The following is a 23891-nucleotide window of genomic DNA, read 5'->3' as shown; positions in this document are numbered from 1 at the left end:
CTATATATCTATTTAAAAAAATTACAGGTTTTGTAACCTCAACAAGTAATTATCCCACACTTCATGATTCAAGGTATAATTATAATTACGACCTATTTTGTGTTTGTTTATCAAGCCTGCTTCTACAAGCTTTTTTACATGGTGACTTATAGATGGCTGTGCTAAATCAAGTAAATTACAGGCTTTAGTACATTCTACCTTACCTTGATTCTTTTGCATGTATTGTAATATTTTTAGACGATTGACATCACTTAATGCTTTAGATATTTTTTCTATTTGTTTTAGCTCCATGATGAATTTAATATATTGATACATGCAAATGTATTTATATTAAACTATATAAAATGGAGATTAACTCTGCTTTAAGATAATTCTGTATTTGTAAAGATTAAATGTGGAGGTTTATTAATGTTTTAAAAATCATCAAACCTAAAACTCTCACTGATATGGTTGCCATTTCTTATCTTAGAAGTTTGATCAATAAAAAATTGCTGTTGCTCAAAACCTTCAGTGTATAAAACAATATAACTTAAGTTCAAATCATCCATATTTATGTTTGGAAACCTTTCCAATAATTCAATTGGTAAACTTCCTAATTCTTGAGTTTTACTACCAGTTGAATAAATATCCCATGAAGTATTTAAACGCACACCTTCACTTTGCACCTCAGAAACATAATTAGTTTTTTTTGTTAATGGGTTTAAATCTGAGGAAAATTCTAAATGGTAAACATCTTCGTTTATTAAAGTAAAAGCAGGTTTGCTAGGAATACTAATTTCCGAAACTTTATCTCCAATTTGGTAATAAGAATAACTGTAATCTAAAAAAGAAATATTTAATCCGAATTTGTAATTAGCATATCCATCTAAGAAACCAATTTCTGGCACTTGTTCGCCGTAACCGAAAATTTCAACAAAAGGTTGCCCTGATCCCCAATAGCTATTTGACTGATCGGAATCAATTCCTCCCGATTGTAAAAAATAGAATAAGTTTTCTGGTAAATTAATTCCTATATAGTCATCAAATTCTAGAAAGTTGCTAAAATCTTGAATATAAATACCTTCATTTTCTGGATTTATCTTAAAATATTTAGTTCTACCGTTTACTCCCCTAATATTTATAAAATACTCAAGATTTTCATACAATGGAATATTGTATAGGTTTAAGGTTGTTTTCCCATCAATTACTTCTGTACTATAATCACCTGGTCGCAATGTATTATACAATGTAGAAATTGTATACCATTCATATCCATTTATATTTTCAATCTTGAAATCAAATGTTCCAATTAGATTTCCTGTTATAAAAAAATTGTTATCATCCCATACACTTTTAACATCAATGTCTGTATATGTTAACACTCTATGATCCTCAATATTACCTTCTTCAGGATTATTATAAGCAAGTTTTGTTACATTAATTTTTTCAGGAACAGAATCTATATCAATTGAAAACTCCATTGAACCTTCTAATTTTTCTCGTCTATAATCTAATAAATTACCATTGACATCATGAATGATTATCCATCTTTCTTGATCAGACAATTCTGTTGCATTATACGTAAAGTACACAACAGTCTCAGGTTCCTCTATAGTTTCAATTTCTTCATTTCTCTCCTCTTCAATTACTTTTTCCGGATTTACCTCATTTTCTTTAGTACAATTAATTATTATTACTAATGAAAAAACAAGAATAAAATATTTAGTAACTCTCATATATCGATTATTTGGCTATATCAGCATTTTAAACGTAAAAAGATAAACTTAGTACAAATCTTTAATTATTGCTATAGCAAAAACAACTTAATTACAACATAACATTAACATTCTTAAATTAATAAATTAATGTAATAAATTAACTTTGTTACGTTAAAATTAAGATTAATAACCACCAATGAATCTTACCATAGAAAACATACTTTTAGTAGGTTCTATTCTGCTATTTATTAGCATTATAGTAGGTAAGACCTCCTACAAGTTTGGGGTACCTACATTAATCCTTTTCTTGGCTATTGGTATGCTGGCAGGTTCTGATGGTATTGGTGGCATTCAGTTCGACGACCCTAAGCTTGCACAATTCATTGGTATAGTATCTCTTAACTTTATTCTCTTTTCTGGTGGATTGGATACCAACTGGAAAGCTGTAAAACCGATTTTAAAAGAAGGTTTGGTACTTTCTACCTTAGGTGTTTTACTTACAGCACTTACTCTAGGTACTTTTGTGTACTACATTACAGACTTCACCATTTACGAGAGTATGCTTTTGGGATCAATAGTTTCATCTACCGATGCCGCCGCTGTCTTCTCCATATTACGTTCGAAGAACTTAGCGTTAAAAAGCAACCTTAGACCTACATTAGAACTAGAAAGTGGTAGTAACGACCCTATGGCCTATGTACTTACACTTGCTTTTCTAACCTTGGTCATTAATCAAGATTTAAGTGTTCTTTCCATCATACCACTATTTTTGCAACAAATGATACTGGGAGCTATAGGTGGATTTGCTTTTGGTAAATTGAGTGAGATTATCATCAATAAAATTAAACTTGGTTTTGAAGGCCTTTACCCAGTATTGGTAATCGCTCTAATGTTCATCACCTTTTCAGCTACAGATGCCGTTGGTGGTAACGGATTCTTAGCCATTTACATTTGTGCCGTATATTTAGGTAATCAAGATCTAATACATAAATCGACCATTTTAAAGATGTTCGATGGTATGGCTTGGTTAATGCAAATTGTATTGTTCCTAACCTTAGGATTATTAGTTTTTCCGTCACAAATTATTCCATATTTAGGCATCGGATTACTAATTTCAGTATTCCTCATTCTAGTAGCAAGACCAGTTAGTGTATTATTGAGCCTCATGTTCTTTAAAATGAAAATGGGACGTCGGTTTTATATTTCATGGGTAGGTTTACGTGGAGCAGTGCCTATTGTATTTGCTACCTATCCCCTATTGGCAGGTATTGACAAGGCGAATATCATTTTTAGTATCGTATTCTTTATATCGGTTTCATCAGTACTAATTCAAGGTACTACATTGTCTATTTTTGCAAAATGGCTGAATGTTGCTTTGCCTGACGAAGTAAAACCTATTGCAGAAAATGACAGGTATATTCTCAATCTACCGAAATCTGCCATGGAAGAAGTTATAATTTTGCCAAATAGTTTTGCGGTAGATAAACGTATTATAGATTTGCACTTACCAAGGGCTGCATTCATTGTTATGATTAAACGAGATGGCACTTTTGTTAGACCCGGCGGTTCTACCATTATAGAAGCTAATGATACTCTAGTATTGCTGCTAGATAATGATGAAAGTTTAAAAGAAGTAAATGTAATTCTAAACCAAGCGGTTATTGCATAATATGAAAAGTACAAATAACATATTTAGAGTGCTATTACTCGTTACAATTTATTGTTACGGGATATATAGTACTGCAAATACGTTACCCTTTTCTAAAGAGGTTGTAATCAGCCTAAACAGCAGTAAGCAATCCTTATTTAAAGAATCTACAAAGACATTATCTCCGCATGCACAGCAATCTGAAACTTCAATTTCTGATGTTGCCGAAGTTTCATCACCGAATTACAAATTACCGTTCACAAGTTTCAACTCACATTTAAATAATAGTGAGTTACGCTTTGTAGCAAGAATAAAGCAGTACCAACTGTTCGCTAATACGTTATTGATAAGACATAGAAAGTCTGATCTCATCTTCCCTTTCCATAGTTTCTGGTAATCCATTTTTTTAAAGGTTATCGTTTTGGTAATCATATGTAACTATTTGATATGATGTTATTTAAAACATCATACAGAAAACAATATATCATATTTAAAAAATTAAAAAATGGAATTAGGAATAGCCGCTATTGGTTTAGCATCTGTTGCACTTTGTGCAATGCCTTTTGTTGTAACTAGCAGAAGTAGAAAAACGAAAGAAAAACAACTGATGACATCTCTTAACAATGTTGCCAGTAAACATAATTGTAAAATAACGGAACATGAAATTTTTGGTCACTACGCCATAGGTGTTGATGCACAGAAAAAATTCGTATTCTTTATTTCAAAAAATGGTGATGTTTTAAATCAGCTATACGCCGATTTATCTACCATTAAGACCTCTGAAATTGCCAACATCGGCAAATCGTATGCTAGAAAAGAGAAAATAACAGAGCGTTTACTTTTGAATCTTTTTTCTAAAAAGGCAAATGAACCCGATACCGTTTTTGAATTCTATAATGCTGAAGTAAACTATCAATTGAGCGGAGAGTTTCAGTCTATAGAAAAATGGAACAAAGTGATTAAAAACTTGCTTAAAAGCAAATAGTATATATCAACAGAGTTTTCTATAATTATAAAAGCGAGTAGATAATCTTATAAAAAAAGGTTAGCTATTCGCTTTTGTTTTTTAAAGCGTTAAAATTTTATTAGCTTGTAAAAGCACATCTGCAAGAATTAGAAAATGAAATTATTCGATATAAAGGTTGACCATAGTAAAAACTTACTTCCGAAGGGTGGCACAGTTAATTACTACGGAAAAATACTTACCCAACAGGAAGCTGAGAATTACCTAGACAAACTACTCAATAACATTGTTTGGAAGAATGATGAAGCTATCATCTTTGGTAAAAAGATTATTACCAAACGTAAAGTAGCTTGGTATGGCGAAAAACCATTCGAATATACTTACTCTAATACTACAAAACTGGCGTTACCATGGACTACGGAATTACTAGAATTAAAAGATAGAATAGAACAAGAAACGGGAGAAACGTTTAACTCGTGCCTACTAAACTTATATCATGATGGTAGCGAGGGTATGGCTTGGCATAGTGACGGCGAAAAGGACTTAAAAAAGAACGGCGCCATTGCTTCTCTTAGTTTTGGCGATGAACGCAAATTCGCTTTTAAACATAAAGAAACCAAAGAGAAAGTAGAATTGGTCTTAGAACATGGTAGCTTATTGATTATGAAAGATGAAACCCAAACTAATTGGCTACATCGACTGCCGCCAACAACTAAAAGTAAAAACCCTAGGGTAAATTTGACTTTTAGAACCATTGTAGAAAAATAGAACTACAATTCTTCTTAGCATTTTTGATTGGCTAGCGTGCTCATCATAATTTTTACTTTAATTTTGCAGCATGGTCAGAAATGTACAGTTGCGGTTAACATTAAAGGAAGAAGGCACACCTAACGGATTAGAAATTCGTGCGGCAAAGTACTTGGGACTAAAAGATGGCACCTTTAAAATTAAGGTTCTCCGAAAATCTATAGACGCTCGTAAACCTAAAATTTTCTTTAATTACAAACTGGCAATTTATATCAATGAACCCGCCCCTAGCGATACCCTTGATTTTAAATATAAAGATGTCTCGAACGCAAAACCAATTCATATTGTTGGTTTCGGACCTGCTGGTATGTGGGCGGCGCTGCGTTGTTTAGAAATGGGTTATAAACCTATTGTTCTGGAACGAGGTAATAACGTAAAAGATCGTAGACGAGATTTAAAAGCCATTAATCAAGACCATCAGGTAAACCCTGAAAGCAATTACTGTTTTGGAGAAGGTGGTGCCGGCACGTATTCTGACGGAAAATTATATACCCGTAGCCTTAAACGTGGCGATGTTCGTCGCATTTTTGAAAGTTTAGTTTTCCACGGTGCTACAGACCAAATTTTGGTAGATGCTCATCCGCATATTGGGACGAACAAACTTCCTAAAATTGTTCAAAATATTCGTGAAGTAATTCAGCATCACGGTGGTGAAATTCACTTCAATACTAAGGTGACCGATTTCGTTATTAAAGACAATACCTTAAAAGCGATAGTTTTAAACGAAACCGATGAAATGGCTGTGGAACGGGTAATTTTGGCAACGGGACATTCGGCTCGCGATATTTTCGATTTACTTCATAAAAAAGATATTGCTCTTGAAGCAAAATCATTTGCTATGGGTGTTCGTGTAGAGCATCCGCAGCATATTATAGATAGTATTCAGTACCACTGTTCTGGTGACCGTAGCGAATTGCTACCAGCAGCTTCATATAGTCTGGTTGAACAAGTGAAAGACCGTGGCGTGTATTCATTCTGCATGTGCCCTGGCGGATTCATAGTTCCGGCTGCAACATCACCTGGCGAGGTCGTGGTGAACGGAATGTCTCCATCCAAACGAAATAATCTATATGCCAATTCGGGTATCGTGGTTGAAATTAACATAGATAAAGATATTCCTAAATACGAGAAATTTGGAGCGCTTAAAGGACTAGAATATCAAAAAGCTTTAGAGCGATTGGCATTTACTTCCGGCGGAAGAACACAAACCGCTCCCGCCCAACGATTGACAGATTTTGTAGAAGGAAACCTTTCTGTGGACCTCAACCCCACTTCATATCAACCCGGACTCAACTCTGCTCCACTACATTCATTATTACCCAAACTTATAGGTAGTAGATTACGCCAAGGTTTTAAAGCCTTCGGTGATAAAATGCATGGCTATTATACGGCTGAAGCCAATATTGTAGGAGTAGAATCTAGAACCTCATCTCCCGTAAGTATTCCACGAAATGAAAAATTAGAACATCCTGTTATCAAAGGTCTTTTCCCTTGTGGTGAAGGCGGTGGTTATGCTGGTGGAATCGTTTCTGCCGCTATGGACGGAGAACGCTGTGCCGAAGCTGCAATGGCAGGACTGTAAAATACAAGCGCAAACTCAAAAATCAAGTTCAAGTTCAAAATGAGTTGTTGGTTGTTGGTTGTTGGAAATTAAAAGATTTAGCAAAGCTAAATATGTCTAATTAGGCAGTAATCAAAAAAATCTATTCTCTATATTCTATTTTCTAACTTCTTAATACTTCTTACTTTGTACTTAATACTAACTAGTGCAATTATGCCATCTTAGGCTTGTTAGCTTTAGTCAAAAAGTTCAAATCTCTTTTAATTCTTGAGTTTTTGAATTTGTATAGTCTAGCTACTTCTGTATTAGATTCAGCTTTTACTTCATTCACAGTTTCTGTAACAATACTCATTTCAATAGTTTCAACCTTTACTTCTTCAGTATTGTTTTGTGCTTGAGCAGTGAAGCTTAAAAAGATGATAAAGATTGTTGCGATTATTGTTTTCATGACTTGCGTTTGTTACAATAATAGAACGCCGCAGACCTTGTTTTACTAGGTGATGAATCGCTGAAAAACCCCTAAAACTCGTTACTTGACACAAGTTCGGGTAAAGTGTAAAATCGCATCGATAAACGACAACAACCCAAATAACACCTTACCGATAATTGATGTCGTTAACCGACAAATGATGTTTTAAATACAAGTTCAAATACAAACGTAAACTCAAAAATAAAGTTCAGAATGAGTTGTTCGTTGTTGGTTGTTGGTTGTTGGTTGTTGGTTGTTGGTTGTTGGAAATTATAAAATTTAGCTACGCTAAATACGCTTGATCAAGAACTAATGAAAAAAGTCTATTCTCTATATTCTATTTTCTAACATCTTAATACTTCTTACTTTGAACTACCTAGTACTTCTTACTTAATACTTTGTACTTTGTACTTTAATCTCACTTTATATTTCCTTACACATTAAAGCGTACCTTTGCATCTTATTAATATTTTATGACATTTAAAGAACTCGGCCTAGCCGAACCAATCCTAAAAGCATTAGAAGCTGAAGGATATACTCACCCTACTCCAATTCAAGAACAATCCATTCCTATATTACTCCAAGGCAAAGACCTTCTGGGAGTTGCGCAAACAGGTACTGGTAAAACAGCCGCTTTTGGTATTCCTATCTTACATCAGTTATACGAGGGTATTAGCTTACGCCAGACAAAACGAAAAGTAAAAGCACTTATCGTAACCCCTACGCGTGAACTAGCTATTCAAATTAGCGAGAGTCTTACCGCATATGGCAAGCATACAGGATTACGAAATACCGTTATTTTTGGCGGAGTAAAGCAAGGGAAACAAGTAAACGCACTTAGAGGTGGCGTTGATATTTTAGTCGCTACTCCGGGTCGCTTATTAGATTTAATGAACCAGGGTTTTATTTCTTTTAGAGATTTAGAGCACGTAGTACTTGATGAAGCTGACCAAATGTTGGACATGGGCTTTATTCACGACATCAAAAAAATCATTGCAAAATTACCTCCTAAAAGACAATCATTATTCTTTTCGGCTACCATGCCAAAAGATATCGTGGAGCTTTCTAGAAAAATGTTGGGCGATTTTGAACGTGTTACTATTAAGCCAGAACAAGCTACAGCAGAAAAAGTTGAACAGGGAGTTTATTTTGTTAGCAAAGCAAATAAGCCTAAACTTTTAATTCACCTAATAAAGGAGAATCCTGAAAATACATTAATCGTATTCTCAAGAACCAAGCATGGCGCTAATAAGATCGTAAAGAAACTTGACCAAGCCGGTATACGTTCTGCTGCCATACATGGTAACAAATCGCAAACGGCGAGACAAAAGGCATTAAAAGCTTTTAAAGAAGGAGATCTTAAAGTTTTAGTTGCTACCGATATTGCCGCTAGGGGAATAGATGTAGAGGACTTATCTCTAGTAGTAAACTACGATTTACCTAATGTATCTGAAACTTATGTTCACCGTATTGGTAGAACTGGGCGTGCAAATGCTAGTGGTATAGCACTTTCATTTTGCGATAAAGAAGAAAGAGCCTATTTACGTGATATTGAGAAATTGATAAAACAATCTGTACCACGTATGCCAGAACATCAATTTGTAGATGCCGATACGCCTTCTGATGATCAACCGATGCCACCGAAAAAAAAGCAAGGTAATTCGCGAAACAAAAATAGAAACAGAAATAGACCTGGTGGTAACAACTTTAGAGGAAAAAACAATAGAAATACAAGTAGACCCAAAAAACGTAATGACTCTAGCAGAAGCGAATAGCTTCTGTTAGCATTATATTCATACTAATACTTCTCATTATGAAAAAGCAAATGGTTATTTACGGTAGCGGTCGCCATACCGTACCATTCTTAAATTATATTGCTAAAGCTACTGGCAAGGAAAAACCGAATATGTGTTTTATTCCTACAGCTAGTGGGGAAGACGAGCAGTATATTGCTTCTTTCTATGATGTTTGCTCTCAGATAGATGTTACTCCTCATGTTCTTTCCGTTTGGATTAATTCTTACGACCAAAAAGAATCTTTCGAGGAAATCATTTCTCGTATGGATGCTATTATCGTTGGTGGAGGAAATACCTTAAACATGCTAGCCATTTGGAAGGCACAGGGTATAGACGTTGCCCTTAAAAAAGCTTATGATCACGGAGTAGTTATGGGTGGTGGTAGCGCAGGGTCCTTATGTTGGTTCAATGGCGGCACTACAGATTCTAGACCAAAAGAACTAAGTATTGTTGGTGGTATGGCGTTTATAGACAAAAGCCATTGCCCGCATTACAATTCTGAAACTTCACGAAGACCTTTATACTTTGAAAACATAAGAACCGGTAAACTTACCGATGGTTACGCCTGCGACGATCGTTCTGCCATTCATTTTATTGATGGTGAAGTACATACTTCTGTTTCACTCAACGACGAAAACCATTCGTACTACGTGTATTTGAAAGATGGTGAAATTGTTGAGGAATTGATACCGAGTACCGTTATTACATAACTTCAATCTAATACTATATTTTTTGTGCTAATTCCTTATTTAGAATTCTAGTTCATCTCTTGCATCTAAGATTCTCAATAAAACACTTTTAAAGTAAAAGTTATTACGTACTTTAAGGGTGTAAAATTCCCCTTTATTTTTCTGATTCACAATATGTTGCTCATCGCCCCCTGATGTGCAGCCCGATTTGTCTTGTGTTTAATTCAAAACATTAAATGCGAATATGAAGTTGTAATCAGTGCTATTTTTTTTAACCAACCACCAATTGTGCATGAAATTAGCTGTAAAAAGGGAAAAACAAGTCGTAGAAGATTATAACACATGGTTACCAAGTTATTTAAATGACGATGTAAAATCCTATGCTACCATTTTTAATGATGACACTTGTTTTAACGGTACCTCGGTTAAAGAGGTGTTTTTAATTCGTTCTTCTACCTCTAATTTCTTTAGAACCATTTTTGAACTAGGTTCAACTAATAATTTAAAAATCAATGATTAGACAATCCCTACTATTCATCACGCTATTATTCTGTATGCTATATACGGCAAGTGGGCAAGAAAACCCGGTAGATAATAATGGATTGGCACTCGATACCATTATACATTTTACGAAAGCAGATGTAGATCCACTATTTGGTTTAACGTTGAAAAATAGAGAAGGTTGGATTTTTAAATCGGGCAATGAAAAAGATTTATCTCCTGTAGAGATTGATTTAGCTGGCTGGGAACGATTAAGTCCTTCTGAGATAACTAATGATATGGTAGATAATTCTGAAAAATTTGAAGGATGGTTCAGATTGCAGTTTACTATTGATAGTGCTATAGCAAAGCTTCCTCTCTATTTAGATAAAGAAGATCATGCTGCAGAGGATATTTATTTAAATGGAAAGTTGTTCCGCCAATTTGGCAAAAAAGGGAACGATAGAGCCTCATTTAAAGAACACATTCAAGATTTTGAAATAAGAACCCCAATATTTTTAGAACCTGATACAGTACATACATTAACGATACACTATGTTGACTATAGCACTTATGGAAACATAACCAAAGCTCTAGTGGGTTCAACCAGAATTGTATCCAACGCGTATTTTGACTATATGAGTTTATTGAGTTTTAAAGCTTTATTTGACTTGATCAGCTCTTTTATATTCTCAATTCTTTTCTGGCTTCTCTATATTCTAATTAGAGATGAAAAGGAGTTATTAATTATAGCTCTTTTTTGCACTGTAATGTTACTAGAAACCATTGCATCGGCATTCTTTGGTGGAGATAGTTTATTTTTCACCCTACCTTCTAACATCATGATTACATTAGATTATGTAAGTAATATTTTATTTTTCTTCTTCCCTATATTATGTCTTTTATTGGGCTATAGGATGTTATATGGAAACCTTCATAAATTGTTGATTCTATTCTGTATAATAGCATCTTTAGCAATGTATTTCAGTTCTTATTCCTACCTAATTACGGTAATTGGGATTGCCATATTTTTACTCATTTTCGCATTAAAATCCAGAAAAAAAGTAATGTCTGTCAGGGTAGTCATGTTTAGTTTATTTTTATCTTTTACTACTTCTTTTCTAGGACTTATATTTAGATGGCTCGCTTCTGGTGATCATCTTAGTTTAAGATTAGTTTCTGTAAATAGTGACTTAATTGGTAAGGGAATTTTTTATTTTGGAATGCTGGCATTTGTCGCTTATCGCATGAGAGAGAAAAATGAGAATATGCGTAAAAATGCAATGGAACTTGTAAAGGTTGAAGCTGAAAAGAGTGCGCTTACTACTTCTCAAAATGAAAAGTTAGAATTAAAAGTTAAAGAAAGAACATCAGAATTAAATCAATCTTTAGAAGAATTAAAAGCCACCCAATCTCAACTCATCCAATCAGAGAAAATGGCGAGCCTTGGTGAACTTACCGCCGGCATTGCCCATGAGATTCAAAACCCGCTAAACTTCGTCAATAATTTCTCTGAAGTAAGCAATGAACTCATTGATGAAATGAACGAAGAATTGGATAAAGGAGATCTTGAAGAAGTGAAGGCTATTTCGTTGGATATCAAACAAAACCTAGAAAAAATAAACCATCACGGTAAACGTGCGGACAATATTGTAAAGGGTATGTTACAACATTCTAGAAGCAGCAGCGGTACTAAAGAACCAACTGATATCAATGCACTTGCCGATGAGTATTTGCGCTTGGCCTACCATGGTCTAAGGGCAAAGGATAAATCATTTAACGCCGAACTCATAACCGATTTTGACGAGAACATTGGAAAAGTAAATATTGTACCACAAGACATGGGGCGGGTAATTCTCAATTTGATTACCAATGCCTTTTATGCGGTAAACGAGAAAAAACAAAAGAATGTTAATTTCAAGCCCATAGTTACTGTCAGCACTAAAAAGTCTGATGAACATATCACCATTAGTGTTTCTGACAATGGTAACGGTATTCCTGAAAAGGTCAAAGAGAAAATATTCCAACCCTTTTTCACCACCAAACCTACTGGGCAAGGTACCGGCTTGGGCTTAAGCATGAGCTACGATATTATTACTAAGGGGCATGGTGGTGAATTGCTGGTGACAACACATCAAGGTGAAGGAACCACTTTTAAAATCATTTTTCCCATAATTTAAATGATAATGAAACATATATTATACATTATTGGTTTTCTACTACCGTTGACAGTTTTTAGTCAAGAAGACAAAGTGTTAGTCATTACAGATACTACTGTTGCTGATAAATGGATGATTCTTGGTGACAATTGGCGTTATCAAAAAGGAGATAATATGTCATGGGCTAATCCAGAATTTGATGACTCTACCTGGAATGAATTCTCTAGTAGTAACTTAAATCTTATTGATGGTAAAAACGTTATTGCAGATAGAGGTGAGATTGTATGGTTTCGTAAACGTATTATGGCAGACCAGTCGTTAAATGATGCTCTAGTCTTAAATATATATCAAGAAGGAGCTTCAGAAATTTATTTAGATGGCAAACTAATTCACCAATTGGGTAAAGTAAGTTCCAACAAAGATGAAGTTATTTACAATAATCCATTTCGACAAATACTTCATATACCTATAGAGAAAAGCAAAGAACAAATTTTAGCTGTACGTTTTGTCAATGCCCAATTCAAATACCCTATCTATTTCCATTATAACGGACTATTTAGAATTTATTTATCGTCTTTGCGTAATGCCAATTCAACTGACCTTATAAAGAATTACCGTGTAGCTTTTTATCGACAATTTATCAATAATTATAATATCTCACTAGGTCTTGCTATTTTAATGTTTATTATTTTCCTATCGTTTTTTATTTTCTTTCCTAAAGAGAGAATTAACGGTTATTTTGCTGCCTCTTTATTATTCTTAATTCTATTTACTTTAGGAGTACTGTCATTCTATCCTAACACTGGTAATTATTTTTGGCTAACGTTTTATTTTGACACTTGCATTCTTATTTCATGCCTTATTCTTTTATTCTGTTTTTATAAAATTTTAGAACAGCCTATAGACATTGTTTTTAAAGCTATTAGTGTTTTATGTTTTTTAACTATAGGTTGTTATTTTTTATATGACCCTGACGTGTTGGCTCCAATCTGGTCAATTTTATTTTATGCTGCTATAATACGTTTAAGTTTAAAATCTTGGAATAAAAATAAAATTGCCAGCTTTTTATTTTTGAGTTCTAGCTGTATTGAACTTGTCTTTTGGACTTTAATACTATGTTTATATATGGGTTTAGTAGAGCAGCGCATAGAGAAATTTATTCCTTTTGCTTTTATGCTCACCAATGTTGTTTTAGCTATTTATTTAGGTTATGCTTTTGGAAAACGTAGCCAAGATCTAAGGTTAAATTTAGAACGTGTTCAAAAATTATCTAAAGAAAAAGAATCCATTTTATCCCAACAAAAAGATACTTTAGAGCAACTAGTAAAAGAAAGAACATCAGAATTAAATCAATCTTTAGATGAATTAAAAGCCACCCAATCTCAACTCATCCAATCCGAGAAAATGGCTTCACTTGGAGAGTTAACTGCTGGCATTGCCCATGAAATTCAGAATCCGTTAAACTTCGTCAATAATTTCTCTGAAGTAAACAAAGAACTTCTTGAAGAACTAGAGGAAGAAATAGTTAATGGAAATTATGATGAAGTAAAAGCCCTGGCACAAAATGTTTCTGCCAACGAAGACAAAATTATATTTCATGGTAAACGTGCCGATGGTATTGTAAAAGGGATGCTACAACATAGCCGAAGCAGTACCGGTCAAAAAGAAATGACCGATATCAATAGTTTATCAGATGAATACCTTCGCCTAGCCTACCATGGTTTGCGAGCAAAAGATAAAACTTTTAATGCTACGTTGAATACCGACTTTGATCACTCCATCGGTAAATTAAACATTGTGTCCCAAGATATGGGTAGGGTAATTTTAAATCTAATTACCAATGCTTTTTATGTTGTTAAAAAGAAAAAAGAAGAAAACCCAAAAGGCTACAATCCTACCGTTTCTGTAAGTACAGAAAAACAGGATAATATGGTACTCATTAAGGTATCTGACAATGGTAACGGAGTACCTAAAGAGGTATTGGACAAAATTTTTCAACCTTTCTTCACTACCAAACCTTCTGGCGAAGGCACTGGACTTGGACTATCATTAAGTTATGATATTGTAAAAGTTCACGGCGGTGAATTAACTGTTGATACTAAACAAGGAGAAGGTACCACCTTCACTATCGCGTTACCAATGAAATAAATGATTTAATGTTCCCCATTAAAATTATTTGAAAATAACAAAAAGACCAACTTATGAAGATATTAGTTGTAGATGATGAACAAGATGTAAAAGTGCTTTTTCAACAGCGTTTTAGAAAAGAAATAAAAAAAGAGGAACTCGAATTTGTTTTTGCATTCTCAGGAGAGGAAGCCTTAAAACTAATGAAAGCAATGGAACATGAAGCCGTGTTGATATTATCTGATATTAATATGCCCGGTATGAGTGGCTTAGAGTTATTGGATAACATTAAAAAGAATTATGTAAAGCCTCCACCAATGGTTATGATGATTACCGCCTATGGAGATGATGAAAATAGAACAATGGCAAAAAACTTGGGTGCCGATGATTTTCTAACTAAGCCTTTAGATTTTTCACTATTAAAAGATAAGCTGATAACCTTAACCTAAGACTATGGCAAAAATAATGGTAGTAGATGATGAGACGGATTTAGAGATACTCATAAAACAAAAATTTAGAAAGCAAATACGACAAAACGAATATGAATTTGTATTTGCTGTAAACGGACGCGACGCACTAGAAAAGATAGTTGAAAATCCGGGAATTGATATAGTTTTGAGCGATATAAACATGCCTGAGATGGACGGGCTTACCCTACTCTCTGAACTACATGAATCTAGTCCGCTAATTAAAGCGGTCATTGTTTCTGCATACGGAGATATGGAAAATATTCGTGTTGCCATGAATCGTGGTGCTTTCGATTTTATTACCAAACCTATCAATTTTGAAGATCTTACATTGACCATGGAGAAAACCTTGAAACATGCCATGGAAATTCGAAAGACTTTACAGGCAATAAAAGAGAATAATATTCTTAGAATGTATGTTGACGAAAATGTGCTCAATTTTATGGGAGGTCAAGAGTACGAGTCTAAAATAATGGCTAATGAAAGTATTGAGGGTACCGTAATGTTTGTTGATGTATGCGGATTCACAAAAATTAGCGAAACCACGAGTCCCGATGTCGTAGTGACCATGCTCAACACCTATTTCGATGCCATGGTAAAAGAGATCATGGAGCAAGATGGTATCATAGATAAATTTATTGGTGATGCTGTTATGGCCGTTTTTAGAGGAGAATACCATTTGGATCGTGCTATTGATGCCGCATTGGCCATTAGAAATCAAGTCAATAGCCTGCCTAAAGAAGAAGGCAAAGAAACATACCAACCAAAAGTTTCTATCGGTATTAAAAGTGGGGAAATGATTTCAGGAAATATTGGTTCGGCTACTCTTAAGCGTCTAGATTACACCGTTATAGGAGATTCCGTAAATACTGCCGCCAGGTTGCAAGATGCGGCAAAAGAAAATCAAATTATTATCTGTGAAAGTTGTTATGAACAAGTGAAAGAAGCCTTTAAATGTGAAAACTTAGGAAGTATCAACATGAAAAACAAAGCACAACCGCTTACCGTATACAATGTGATAGAATAGCTTGTGATATTAAACGAAAAGCCATGACTAAACCAACAAACAATAAAAAGGAAAAAACTACAAAAGTGGAAGTTCAAAATACCTTAACGGCTTTCGAGAAAGGGCTGTTAGATGAATTAAAATCTAAGGGACATGCAGAAGAATTAGTAGATCATTATTGGGGCACCATTAATTATGTATCGGGACTCATAAAGGCTTCGGAATTGAAGGCGGGACTTATACTCTCTTTCTACGGTATTATTCTAAACTTCATTTACCAAAGTGCTGCTCCAGTAATGCATTCTGTTTCAAATGCCATATTGTTCTATATACTAATTGGGCTGTGGTTTGTAGCTACCGTAGTTTCCATTTTTTATAGTGTACGCTGCTTTATTCCGAAACTTGAAGGGAACTACAGTGACAACGTCTTTTATTTCGGAGATGTTATTACCAAGTTTGGCACCATTAAAGAATTCTCCAAAAAATTCTATGATGTAAGTATCAATGAAAAAGAAGTTTTTGAGCAATTAGGGGCACAAATCTATATCAATTCTAAAATCTCTGCATGGAAGTTTAGAAATGTGCAACGATCCATACGGTTTTTAGCTATTAGCCTTATACTACTGTTATTAACAGCAGTTTATTATGGGGTGCTTAGAATTTTATGACATACTTTTAAATCGATAAATTCACTTATTAGAAGTTTGATGCTATAAAACACCCACCCCTAGCCCCTCCCAAGAGAGGAAAAGCTAGTGCTTATATTATAGAATATTTACAGAATTAACATCGTAACCCTAGATTTAAAAGGCACTACTTATTCGCAATTAAATACGAAAAACTTCCCTCTCGGGAGGGGAATAGTTTGAGCATGAATTTTATCTTTATCCAAAAAATTTCTCTAGGCGATTTTAAATTACTTTTTAATCAGATACCCCAATCAAAAAAGTGAATCACCCCTCCCAAGAGGGGAATAATATATACATCCACTAAACCCTTAGTGAAAATTTCATTAGGCTACATCAAATTACATTTTAATCAAATACCCTAATCAAAAACGTAAGTCTCCCCTCTTGGGAGGGGATTAAGGGTTGGGTATTACCGATGATGCATTAGTTTTAGATAGGACTCTAAAAGAATATCGATACCTAAGATTGGAAAATAAAAAAATCATCAAAGTAATTTTGATAGCACTAAAATGATTTATGTTCATAATTTGGTACGCTAAATTAGCGAACCCTTAAATAGCCTATAAAAATTTACCTGACCATACTAATCCAATTGATTTACGATTATATTTAAATATAAGAAATGCAAAAGAGATTACTTTAAAATATAGAATATGAGAAAAATATCCATAAGCCTTTTTATTCTAACTAGTTTAATTTTTTTAGAATGTAAAGATTCTGGAATAATTTTTAAAGACGGATTGATTATTGAGAACATTTCTATAATTGATCCCGAAATAGGTTTACAAGAAAATCAAACCATAGTCATCCAAAACGGCAAAATCATTCAGGTATCCCCTTCAAATGATTTTCGTTTATCTGAGGTAAATACAATTATAGACGGAACTGGAAAGTATCTCATACCCGGTCTATGGGATACGCATATACATTTCTCCTATATAAAAGAACTAGCTCCCAATATGTTCGATCTTTTTTTAGCTAACGGTATAACAAGTGTAAGGGATACCGGAGGCGACATTGATTTTGTAAGGAAATGGAAAGAAAAGTCATTGTCCGACCCTAAAAATTCACCTAGAGTTATGATTGCTGGACCACTATTGGACGGAACGCCAAATGTGTATGATGGCAGCGACCCAGGACATCCGCCTTTATCTGTTGGACTTCAATCCCAAGAGGATTTAATTAATGAAGTCAATGAACTAGACAGTTTAGGTGTAGATTTCCTTAAAGCCTATGAAATGCTTACTTCTGAGCAGTTTAAAACAATTGCAAGACTAGGAAAAGAAAAAGGACTTAAAGTTACCGGTCATGTTCCATTAAGCATGGATGTTATTAGCGCTAGTAATGCAGGGCTGAACAGTATGGAACATCTTCGTAACCTAGAATTGTCATGTGCATCTAATTCAGACGAACTATTAAAGCAACGTAGGGATTTACTTTTATTGGGAAGAGATGACAAAGGTGCTGCCCTACGCTCCAGCATCCATAATAAACAACGAGAAACAGCCATTAAAAACTATGATAAAAATAAAGCTAAAGAGGTACTTAGCGTTCTGGCAAAAAATGACACGTGGCAAATACCAACTTTGGCATTAAGCACAGGTTTTGTGAAAAGACATTTCAATAAAGCTGAATGGCAAGAAAGTTTCAATTATATTCCAAAAGAGATCGCAAAAAATTGGTTGGAAAGTATTGACAAAATCAATCAAATGGAGATTACCCCATTTCGACAGGAATATTCAGATTGGCTTATAGCTATGACAGGGAATATTCACAATACCGGTATCGAAATCATGGCCGGAACCGACACTCCTATTTTCTTTCTAACTCCTGGCAGAAGTCTACATCAAGAATTAGTAATGCTAGTAGAGGCAGGGTTAACACCTTTGGAGGCCATAAAAACGGCAACTGTTAATCCCGCCAAATATTTCAACTTAGAGAAAGAACTTGGTAATATTAAAAAAAACCATTGGGCAGATTTGATCATTCTTGATGCTAACCCTCTAGAAGATATTAACAACACTAGGAGTATCAATGCAGTCATCAAACAAGGAAACTATTTTGATAAGGCGGCATTAGATGAAATGATGAAGCAATTAAAAGAAAAGTAATTTATAGCCCAATTTTACTCGAACTTAAGCTAATAATAATGATGATGTTAAAGGTTAGATGCCATATTTATAATTACATCGTTAATTAGACAACAATTTATAAGCCTTCAACACATTCTCAATCTTAGCCTCTGTTTCGGTATCAATATTCTGATGCTCAGGATTCTCTTTTAGCCACTTTACGGTTCTCTTTATTCCTTCTGAGAACGGAATGGTTGCTTTAAAACCAGGTACAAAGGTTTTAATCTTAGTATTATCAAACAAAACACTTTCTGCTTTATCAGCCAATAACGTTCCTGTAAATGATGGTTCTACTTTACATATAAAATCTGATGCTATATGTACTACTTTTGCTTCTTTTCCTAAGGCATCCGCAAGAATTTTATAAATCATATTCCAACTTAAAACCTCATCTGAAGTAATGTGAAAAGCATGACCAATTGCTGGCTGTAATCCTAATAAACCAACAAATCCTTTTGCAAAATCATCAGAATGGGTAACCGTCCAAAGTGAGGTTCCATCCCCATGTATAATAATTTCTTTTCCTTCTAAAATTCGCTTTGCTGTGTTGTATTTATTGAATCCGCCAATGGCAATAGGTATTACAGTATCATATGTTAAGGAAGGACGAACTATGGTAATGGGAAAACCTTCTTCACGATATGCTTTTTGCAAACGATCTTCACACTGAATTTTACCTTGAGAGTAATCCCACAAATTATTGCAAAGCGGTGTGGATTCCGTTATCACCGGATAACTTAACGGAGTCTGATAACAAGATGCCGAGCTAATAAAAATATATTGCTTGGTCTTCCCTTTGAATAATTCAATATCGCGCTCAATATCATCGGGTGTGAAAGCGATCCAGTTAACGACAACATCCCACTCATGCTTTTTTAGTTCTGTAAGTTCTTCTGGCTTATTGATGTCTCCAATAATGGAATGTGCTCCTTCAATCTCAACTTTGGCTTTCCCCCTATTCAGCACATATAAATCTATTCCCTTAGCAACTGCAAGCTTACTACTTGGCGTACTTATATTTCCTGTTCCTCCTATAAATAATACTTTCATTTTTATATTTTATTTACTGAATATCAACTGATTAAAACTATTCACTTTACATATCTGTATAAAATTATAATACGTTTTTAAACAGTTTATAAAAATTAAACATGTCAATAAAATCCCATTAAAAAAAACAGAATTAGTTTAATGCATGCAGCCTTAATCTTCTATAGTGTGAAAATACGAAAAGCAATAAAAAATCGAATGTTAATACTTGTTCATTTCTCTATTTAAGCCGTTCTTTCTTTATTCATAATTGCTATCTTCATAGCATCATTTCAAACCAAATTCAACACTATGAAAATTTTTATTAAAACACTGTTTCTCTTATTGTTTACAGTATCTGCAACTGCACAGGTTTCTTCAAATCTTGAGCTGACCGACATTTTTAATATGGAATATGTTTCTGACCCTCAGATATCACCAGATGGCAGTAAAATTATCTACGTTCGTAATTTTAAAGATATTATGACCGACAGAAATTTATCTAACCTTTGGATGGTAAATTACGACGGTTCGCAAAACAGACCTTTAACTACTGGCAACCAAAATGACTATTACCCACGTTGGTCGCACGACGGTAAAAAAATCATCTATAAATCGAATCAAACCGATGATAAGATGAAGTTGTATGTTATGTGGATGGACACCAAAGAAATTGCGCCACTTACGAATACACCAAAAGCACCCGGTGCCGTTAGTTGGTCTAATGATGACCGCTACTTGGCATTTACCATGTTTGTACCAGAAGCTGAAGAATCTATTGTAAAACTACCTGCAAAGCCTGAAGGTGCAAAATGGAACACGCCGCCAACATATATTGATAAATTGAACTATAGAGGTGACGGTCAAGGTTATATAAAAGGTGGTCATACTCAAATTTTCACCTTATCTATTGATGGTGGTACTCCAAAACAATTAACGACAACATCGTTTGACCATGGTGCCCCTGTTTGGAGCAAAGATGATAAATCGCTTTATTTCTCGGCAAACTTTAACCCCGATGAGGCTTTTGAGCCTGCAAATAGTGAGGTTTATACCTTAAAAATAGCATCTGCCAAAGTTTCGGCTTTAACATCTAGATATGGTCCTGATAGTTCTCCAAAAGTATCCCCTGATGGAAAAATGATTGCCTACACTGGTACCGATGATAAATTGCAAGGGTACCAGATTACAAACCTTTATGTAATGAATACCGATGGTAGCAACTCAAAATTACTTTCTGGAAGTTTTGATAGAGATATTGCCAATGCGCAATGGGCTAACGATGGCAAGGGGCTATACTTTCAATATGATACGGAAGGGGCTACGAAAATAGGACATATTACATTAGAAGGTAAAGTAACTACCCTTGTTGAAGGGCTCGGCGGATTGTCTTTGGGCAGACCTTATAATGCAGGTGATTTTACGGTTTCTAAAAATTCAAGATTCGCCTATACTTTAGGTAATACCGAACACCCATCTGACCTTGGAGCTGCCAATAAAAAAGGGTCTAAACGACTGACTTTTGTAAACGATGATCTTTTTTCATTTAGAGATTTAGGCAAAACCGAAGAAATTTGGTGGGAATCATCTTTTGACCAGAAGAAAATTCAAGGTTGGGTGGTAACGCCGCCAAACTTTGACCCAAATAAGAAATACCCATTTATTCTTGAAATTCATGGCGGACCTTTTACTAGCTACGGTTCTGTGTATAGTGCAGAAATACAGGCATACGCTGCGGCAGGCTATGTAGTTCTTTATAGTAACCCACGTGGTAGTACCAGCTATGGAGCGGAATTTGGTAATCTTATTCACCACGACTACCCTAATCATGATTATGAAGATCTTATGAGCGGTGTTGATGCCGTTATTGAAAAAGGGTATGTAGATACCGAAAATTTATATGTCACCGGTGGTAGTGGAGGCGGAGTTTTAACTGCTTGGATCGTTGGTAAAACAGACCGATTTAAAGCTGCCGTAGTTGCAAAACCTGTTATCAACTGGACAAGTTTTGTACTATATGCCGATGGTGCCGCATTTTTCTCAAAATACTGGTTCGGTAAAAAACCTTGGGAAGACCCAGAAAACTATTTTAGACGCTCTCCATTAATGTACGTTGCCAATGTTACCACACCAACAATGCTGTTAACGGGTGAAGAAGATTACAGAACACCTATAGCAGAATCTGAACAATTTTATACCGCATTAAAGTTAGAAGGTGTTGAAACCGCTATGGTACGTATACCTGGTGCGGGACACGGTATTGCCAACAGACCAAGTAATTTAATTGCTAAAATTGCAAGTGTACTAGCTTGGTTTAAGAAATATAAGGATGCCGAGTAATAGCTTGAAGACACTAGTATTAATATTGGGATTATTTGTCTCGATGTCTACTATATATGGTCAAGAAGTTGATGTATTGTCATATAACATAAAATATGATAATGTAAACGATTCTGTAAACAATTGGAACGACCGTAAAGGTGCTATGGTAGACTTATTGAACCATTATAACCCTGGTATTATTGGCTTTCAAGAGGTTTTACATCATCAGTTGAGTTATTTAAATGAACAACTTTCTGATTATTCATACATCGGAATTGGGCGTGATGACGGGAAGGGAAAGGGCGAATACTCCCCTATTCTTTTCAACACCAAAAAATATAAGCTTTTACAGAGTGAAACCTTTTGGCTGTCTGAAACTCCCCATGAAATTTCTGTAGGTTGGGATGCTGCTATGGAGCGTATTTGTACATATGGTTTATTTGAGGATTTAAATACAGGAAAACACTTTTTGGTTTTTAATACCCACTTTGATCATATAGGTACTGAAGCACGTAAAAAGTCTGCAGAATTAATAGTTTCCAAAATCCATGAAATAAATGAGAATAAACTTCCTGTAGTTTTAATGGGCGATTTGAATTTGAGTCCCCATGAAGGGCCTATTCAATATTTACAAAAAGCCCTGTCAGATGGTTTAGCAATTACTCAAAAACAATTCTACGGACCAACAGGAACGTTTAGTGGATTTGACCACGCTAAAGTTTTAAACGAACGCATCGATTATATTTTTGTGGAGAATTTCAAAGTTTTAGAATACATGCATATTGATGACAGAATGGAAAATAACAAACATATATCTGACCATTTGCCGGTGTTAACACGATTGGTTATGGAAAAATAGAAACTTATTCATATTCATTGAAATCATAAAAAAATCCCGATTGTTAAATACAATCGGGATTTTTTATTCTATACAACTCTTACTTATTTCTTTAAAAATGAAATCAATATTTCATTCAACTCATCTGGGTGCGTAACATTGAGTCCGTGCGGGGCACCTTTAATAACCTCTAACGTACTATATTTAATACCATCATGTGCCTGTTTTGCAGAAGTCTCAATAGGTACGGTAGCATCAGCATCTCCATGCACTATTAATGTCGGTACAGTTACATTTTTCAACTCTGGTCTAAAATCGGTATGCATCCAAGCTAACGCTGCTTGTATGGTTGCTCTAGGCGATGCGAATGAAGCTATGGTAAAGTCATAATCTAATTGTGCCTGACTTATTCTTTTACCTTCGTTTTCTTCAAAATTGTAAAAACCTTTACTGAATTCTTTTAAGAACCCTACCCTATCTTTTTGAAGTGCATCTATAATTCCTTCCAGAGCATCTTCCGGCACCCCATCCGGATTATCAGATTTCTTTTTAACCAATGGTATTATTGAACTTATCAATGCTGCTTTAGCTATTCTACTAGAACCGTAATCAGTTAAATATCGGACCACTTCTCCTCCACCCATTGAAAAACCAACGATAACAGCATCCTTTAAACCCAATTCTTCAATGATTGCATTTAAATCACTCGCTAAAGCTGAATAATCGTAAGCATCCCATGGTGAAGACGATGTTCCAAATCCTCTACGATCATATGAAATACAGCGATAGCCTTCTTCTACTATCTTCCATACTTGTTGTTCCCAAGACTTACGACTTAATGGCCACCCATGAATTAAAATCACCGGTTGTCCACTTCCGTAATCTTCATAAAATATATCTACTTGTTCTTTTGCTTTTGTATTTGTATTTGTATTTGTATTTGTTATAAAAGGCATATTCTGGTTTTAAAATTCACATACAAGATAATTAGTATCTCGTTAATTATGTAAC

At 34.7% G+C, this 23891-nt stretch carries 21 protein-coding genes; 16 read left to right on the top strand and 5 right to left on the bottom strand.

The annotated features are described in order from the left end of the window. Positions 1–21 precede the first annotated feature (21 nt). Together ACJJVP_RS12560 and ACJJVP_RS12555 are read right to left on the bottom strand one after the other, a co-directional pair. Complete coding sequence (locus ACJJVP_RS12560) at positions 22–291, bottom strand: ArsR/SmtB family transcription factor (protein WP_405414112.1); 270 nt, start codon at positions 289–291, stop codon at positions 22–24. 122 nt (positions 292–413) lie between these two features. Next, complete coding sequence (locus ACJJVP_RS12555; RefSeq protein WP_405414111.1) at positions 414–1715, bottom strand: hypothetical protein; 1302 nt, start codon at positions 1713–1715, stop codon at positions 414–416. A gap of 178 nt (positions 1716–1893) precedes the next feature. Here ACJJVP_RS12555 and ACJJVP_RS12550 point away from each other — a divergent pair, with 178 nt between their 5' ends. From ACJJVP_RS12550 to ACJJVP_RS12530, 5 genes are all read left to right on the top strand, one after another. Continuing rightward, positions 1894–3366, top strand: a complete 1473-nt coding sequence (locus ACJJVP_RS12550) for a potassium/proton antiporter (protein WP_405414110.1) — start codon at positions 1894–1896, stop codon at positions 3364–3366. Position 3367: 1 nt separating this feature from the next. Next, on the top strand, positions 3368–3742 hold the full coding sequence (locus ACJJVP_RS12545) for a hypothetical protein (protein WP_405414109.1): 375 nt from the start codon (positions 3368–3370) through the stop codon (positions 3740–3742). A 108-nt stretch (positions 3743–3850) separates the two neighbouring features. Next, positions 3851–4330: a hypothetical protein gene (locus ACJJVP_RS12540; protein WP_405414107.1), complete on the top strand. Its 480-nt coding sequence runs from the start codon at positions 3851–3853 to the stop codon at positions 4328–4330. A gap of 135 nt (positions 4331–4465) precedes the next feature. Next, positions 4466–5077 carry an alpha-ketoglutarate-dependent dioxygenase AlkB family protein gene (locus ACJJVP_RS12535; RefSeq protein WP_405414105.1) on the top strand — a complete coding sequence of 204 codons (612 nt, stop codon included), beginning with the start codon at positions 4466–4468 and terminating at the stop codon, positions 5075–5077. Between the two features lie 70 nt (positions 5078–5147). Beyond that, positions 5148–6698 carry an NAD(P)/FAD-dependent oxidoreductase gene (locus ACJJVP_RS12530; RefSeq protein WP_405414104.1) on the top strand — a complete coding sequence of 517 codons (1551 nt, stop codon included), beginning with the start codon at positions 5148–5150 and terminating at the stop codon, positions 6696–6698. Positions 6699–6888: 190 nt separating this feature from the next. Here the strand turns inward: ACJJVP_RS12530 and ACJJVP_RS12525 are convergent, their stop codons facing one another. Continuing rightward, positions 6889–7125 carry a hypothetical protein gene (locus ACJJVP_RS12525; protein WP_405396523.1) on the bottom strand — a complete coding sequence of 79 codons (237 nt, stop codon included), beginning with the start codon at positions 7123–7125 and terminating at the stop codon, positions 6889–6891. Between the two features lie 494 nt (positions 7126–7619). On the opposite strand from ACJJVP_RS12525, the gene ACJJVP_RS12520 reads away from it, so the two are divergent. The 9 genes from ACJJVP_RS12520 (at position 7620) to ACJJVP_RS12480 (ending at position 18670) form a co-directional block, all read left to right on the top strand. Next, positions 7620–8921, top strand: coding sequence for a DEAD/DEAH box helicase (locus ACJJVP_RS12520; RefSeq protein ID WP_405414103.1), 1302 nt, complete (start codon positions 7620–7622; stop codon positions 8919–8921). Between the two features lie 38 nt (positions 8922–8959). Then, a complete protein-coding gene (locus ACJJVP_RS12515) occupies positions 8960–9652 on the top strand; it encodes a Type 1 glutamine amidotransferase-like domain-containing protein (RefSeq protein WP_405414102.1) in 693 nt (230 codons plus the stop codon). 271 nt (positions 9653–9923) lie between these two features. After that, positions 9924–10151, top strand: a complete 228-nt coding sequence (locus ACJJVP_RS12510; protein WP_036155270.1) for a hypothetical protein — start codon at positions 9924–9926, stop codon at positions 10149–10151. Then, a complete protein-coding gene (locus ACJJVP_RS12505) occupies positions 10144–12291 on the top strand; it encodes an ATP-binding protein (RefSeq protein ID WP_405414100.1) in 2148 nt (715 codons plus the stop codon). Before ACJJVP_RS12510 ends, ACJJVP_RS12505 begins: the two co-directional genes overlap by 8 nt. Before the next feature lie 6 nt (positions 12292–12297). Then, complete coding sequence (locus ACJJVP_RS12500) at positions 12298–14418, top strand: ATP-binding protein (protein ID WP_405414099.1); 2121 nt, start codon at positions 12298–12300, stop codon at positions 14416–14418. Positions 14419–14471: 53 nt separating this feature from the next. Further along, positions 14472–14846, top strand: coding sequence for a response regulator (locus ACJJVP_RS12495; protein ID WP_282050169.1), 375 nt, complete (start codon positions 14472–14474; stop codon positions 14844–14846). 4 nt (positions 14847–14850) lie between these two features. Then, positions 14851–15891 (top strand): adenylate/guanylate cyclase domain-containing protein, encoded by a 1041-nt coding sequence (locus tag ACJJVP_RS12490; protein ID WP_405414097.1) that lies wholly within the window; start codon positions 14851–14853, stop codon positions 15889–15891. A gap of 23 nt (positions 15892–15914) precedes the next feature. Continuing rightward, a complete protein-coding gene (locus ACJJVP_RS12485; RefSeq protein WP_405414095.1) occupies positions 15915–16538 on the top strand; it encodes a Pycsar system effector family protein in 624 nt (207 codons plus the stop codon). 674 nt (positions 16539–17212) lie between these two features. Next, entirely contained in the window at positions 17213–18670 is a 1458-nt protein-coding gene (locus tag ACJJVP_RS12480) for an amidohydrolase family protein (RefSeq protein ID WP_405414094.1), read from the top strand. Positions 18671–18751: 81 nt separating this feature from the next. Here ACJJVP_RS12480 and ACJJVP_RS12475 read toward each other — a convergent pair whose 3' ends face one another. After that, a complete protein-coding gene (locus ACJJVP_RS12475) occupies positions 18752–19741 on the bottom strand; it encodes an SDR family oxidoreductase (protein ID WP_405414092.1) in 990 nt (329 codons plus the stop codon). A gap of 291 nt (positions 19742–20032) precedes the next feature. On the opposite strand from ACJJVP_RS12475, the gene ACJJVP_RS12470 reads away from it, so the two are divergent. Both ACJJVP_RS12470 and ACJJVP_RS12465 read left to right on the top strand, forming a co-directional pair. Beyond that, positions 20033–22060: a prolyl oligopeptidase family serine peptidase gene (locus ACJJVP_RS12470; RefSeq protein WP_405414090.1), complete on the top strand. Its 2028-nt coding sequence runs from the start codon at positions 20033–20035 to the stop codon at positions 22058–22060. Between the two features lie 43 nt (positions 22061–22103). Continuing rightward, complete coding sequence (locus ACJJVP_RS12465; RefSeq protein WP_405414088.1) at positions 22104–22901, top strand: endonuclease/exonuclease/phosphatase family protein; 798 nt, start codon at positions 22104–22106, stop codon at positions 22899–22901. 83 nt (positions 22902–22984) lie between these two features. On the opposite strand, the gene ACJJVP_RS12460 is transcribed toward ACJJVP_RS12465, so the two are convergent. Further along, positions 22985–23836, bottom strand: a complete 852-nt coding sequence (locus ACJJVP_RS12460; protein ID WP_405414087.1) for an alpha/beta fold hydrolase — start codon at positions 23834–23836, stop codon at positions 22985–22987. Positions 23837–23891 lie beyond the last annotated feature (55 nt).

Origin of the sequence: Maribacter sp. Asnod1-A12 (assembly GCF_045063735.1) — a bacterium.
Lineage (GTDB): Bacteria > Bacteroidota > Bacteroidia > Flavobacteriales > Flavobacteriaceae > Maribacter.
Note: the sequence above shows the minus strand (reverse complement) of the source record. Positions and strands in the feature narration are given on the sequence as shown.

Coding starts and splice junctions, on each gene's coding strand:
- ACJJVP_RS12550 (WP_405414110.1), top strand. CDS start 1,894: ATGAATCTTACCATAGAAAACATACTTTTAGTAGGTTCTATTCTGCTA.
- ACJJVP_RS12475 (WP_405414092.1), bottom strand. CDS start 19,741: ATGAAAGTATTATTTATAGGAGGAACAGGAAATATAAGTACGCCAAGT.
- ACJJVP_RS12525 (WP_405396523.1), bottom strand. CDS start 7,125: ATGAAAACAATAATCGCAACAATCTTTATCATCTTTTTAAGCTTCACT.
- ACJJVP_RS12465 (WP_405414088.1), top strand. CDS start 22,104: ATGTCTACTATATATGGTCAAGAAGTTGATGTATTGTCATATAACATA.
- ACJJVP_RS12555 (WP_405414111.1), bottom strand. CDS start 1,715: ATGAGAGTTACTAAATATTTTATTCTTGTTTTTTCATTAGTAATAATA.
- ACJJVP_RS12545 (WP_405414109.1), top strand. CDS start 3,368: ATGAAAAGTACAAATAACATATTTAGAGTGCTATTACTCGTTACAATT.
- ACJJVP_RS12495 (WP_282050169.1), top strand. CDS start 14,472: ATGAAGATATTAGTTGTAGATGATGAACAAGATGTAAAAGTGCTTTTT.
- ACJJVP_RS12535 (WP_405414105.1), top strand. CDS start 4,466: ATGAAATTATTCGATATAAAGGTTGACCATAGTAAAAACTTACTTCCG.
- ACJJVP_RS12515 (WP_405414102.1), top strand. CDS start 8,960: ATGAAAAAGCAAATGGTTATTTACGGTAGCGGTCGCCATACCGTACCA.
- ACJJVP_RS12530 (WP_405414104.1), top strand. CDS start 5,148: ATGGTCAGAAATGTACAGTTGCGGTTAACATTAAAGGAAGAAGGCACA.
- ACJJVP_RS12490 (WP_405414097.1), top strand. CDS start 14,851: ATGGCAAAAATAATGGTAGTAGATGATGAGACGGATTTAGAGATACTC.
- ACJJVP_RS12510 (WP_036155270.1), top strand. CDS start 9,924: ATGAAATTAGCTGTAAAAAGGGAAAAACAAGTCGTAGAAGATTATAAC.
- ACJJVP_RS12470 (WP_405414090.1), top strand. CDS start 20,033: ATGAAAATTTTTATTAAAACACTGTTTCTCTTATTGTTTACAGTATCT.
- ACJJVP_RS12560 (WP_405414112.1), bottom strand. CDS start 291: ATGGAGCTAAAACAAATAGAAAAAATATCTAAAGCATTAAGTGATGTC.
- ACJJVP_RS12500 (WP_405414099.1), top strand. CDS start 12,298: ATGAAACATATATTATACATTATTGGTTTTCTACTACCGTTGACAGTT.
- ACJJVP_RS12485 (WP_405414095.1), top strand. CDS start 15,915: ATGACTAAACCAACAAACAATAAAAAGGAAAAAACTACAAAAGTGGAA.
- ACJJVP_RS12480 (WP_405414094.1), top strand. CDS start 17,213: ATGAGAAAAATATCCATAAGCCTTTTTATTCTAACTAGTTTAATTTTT.
- ACJJVP_RS12505 (WP_405414100.1), top strand. CDS start 10,144: ATGATTAGACAATCCCTACTATTCATCACGCTATTATTCTGTATGCTA.
- ACJJVP_RS12520 (WP_405414103.1), top strand. CDS start 7,620: ATGACATTTAAAGAACTCGGCCTAGCCGAACCAATCCTAAAAGCATTA.
- ACJJVP_RS12460 (WP_405414087.1), bottom strand. CDS start 23,836: ATGCCTTTTATAACAAATACAAATACAAATACAAATACAAAAGCAAAA.
- ACJJVP_RS12540 (WP_405414107.1), top strand. CDS start 3,851: ATGGAATTAGGAATAGCCGCTATTGGTTTAGCATCTGTTGCACTTTGT.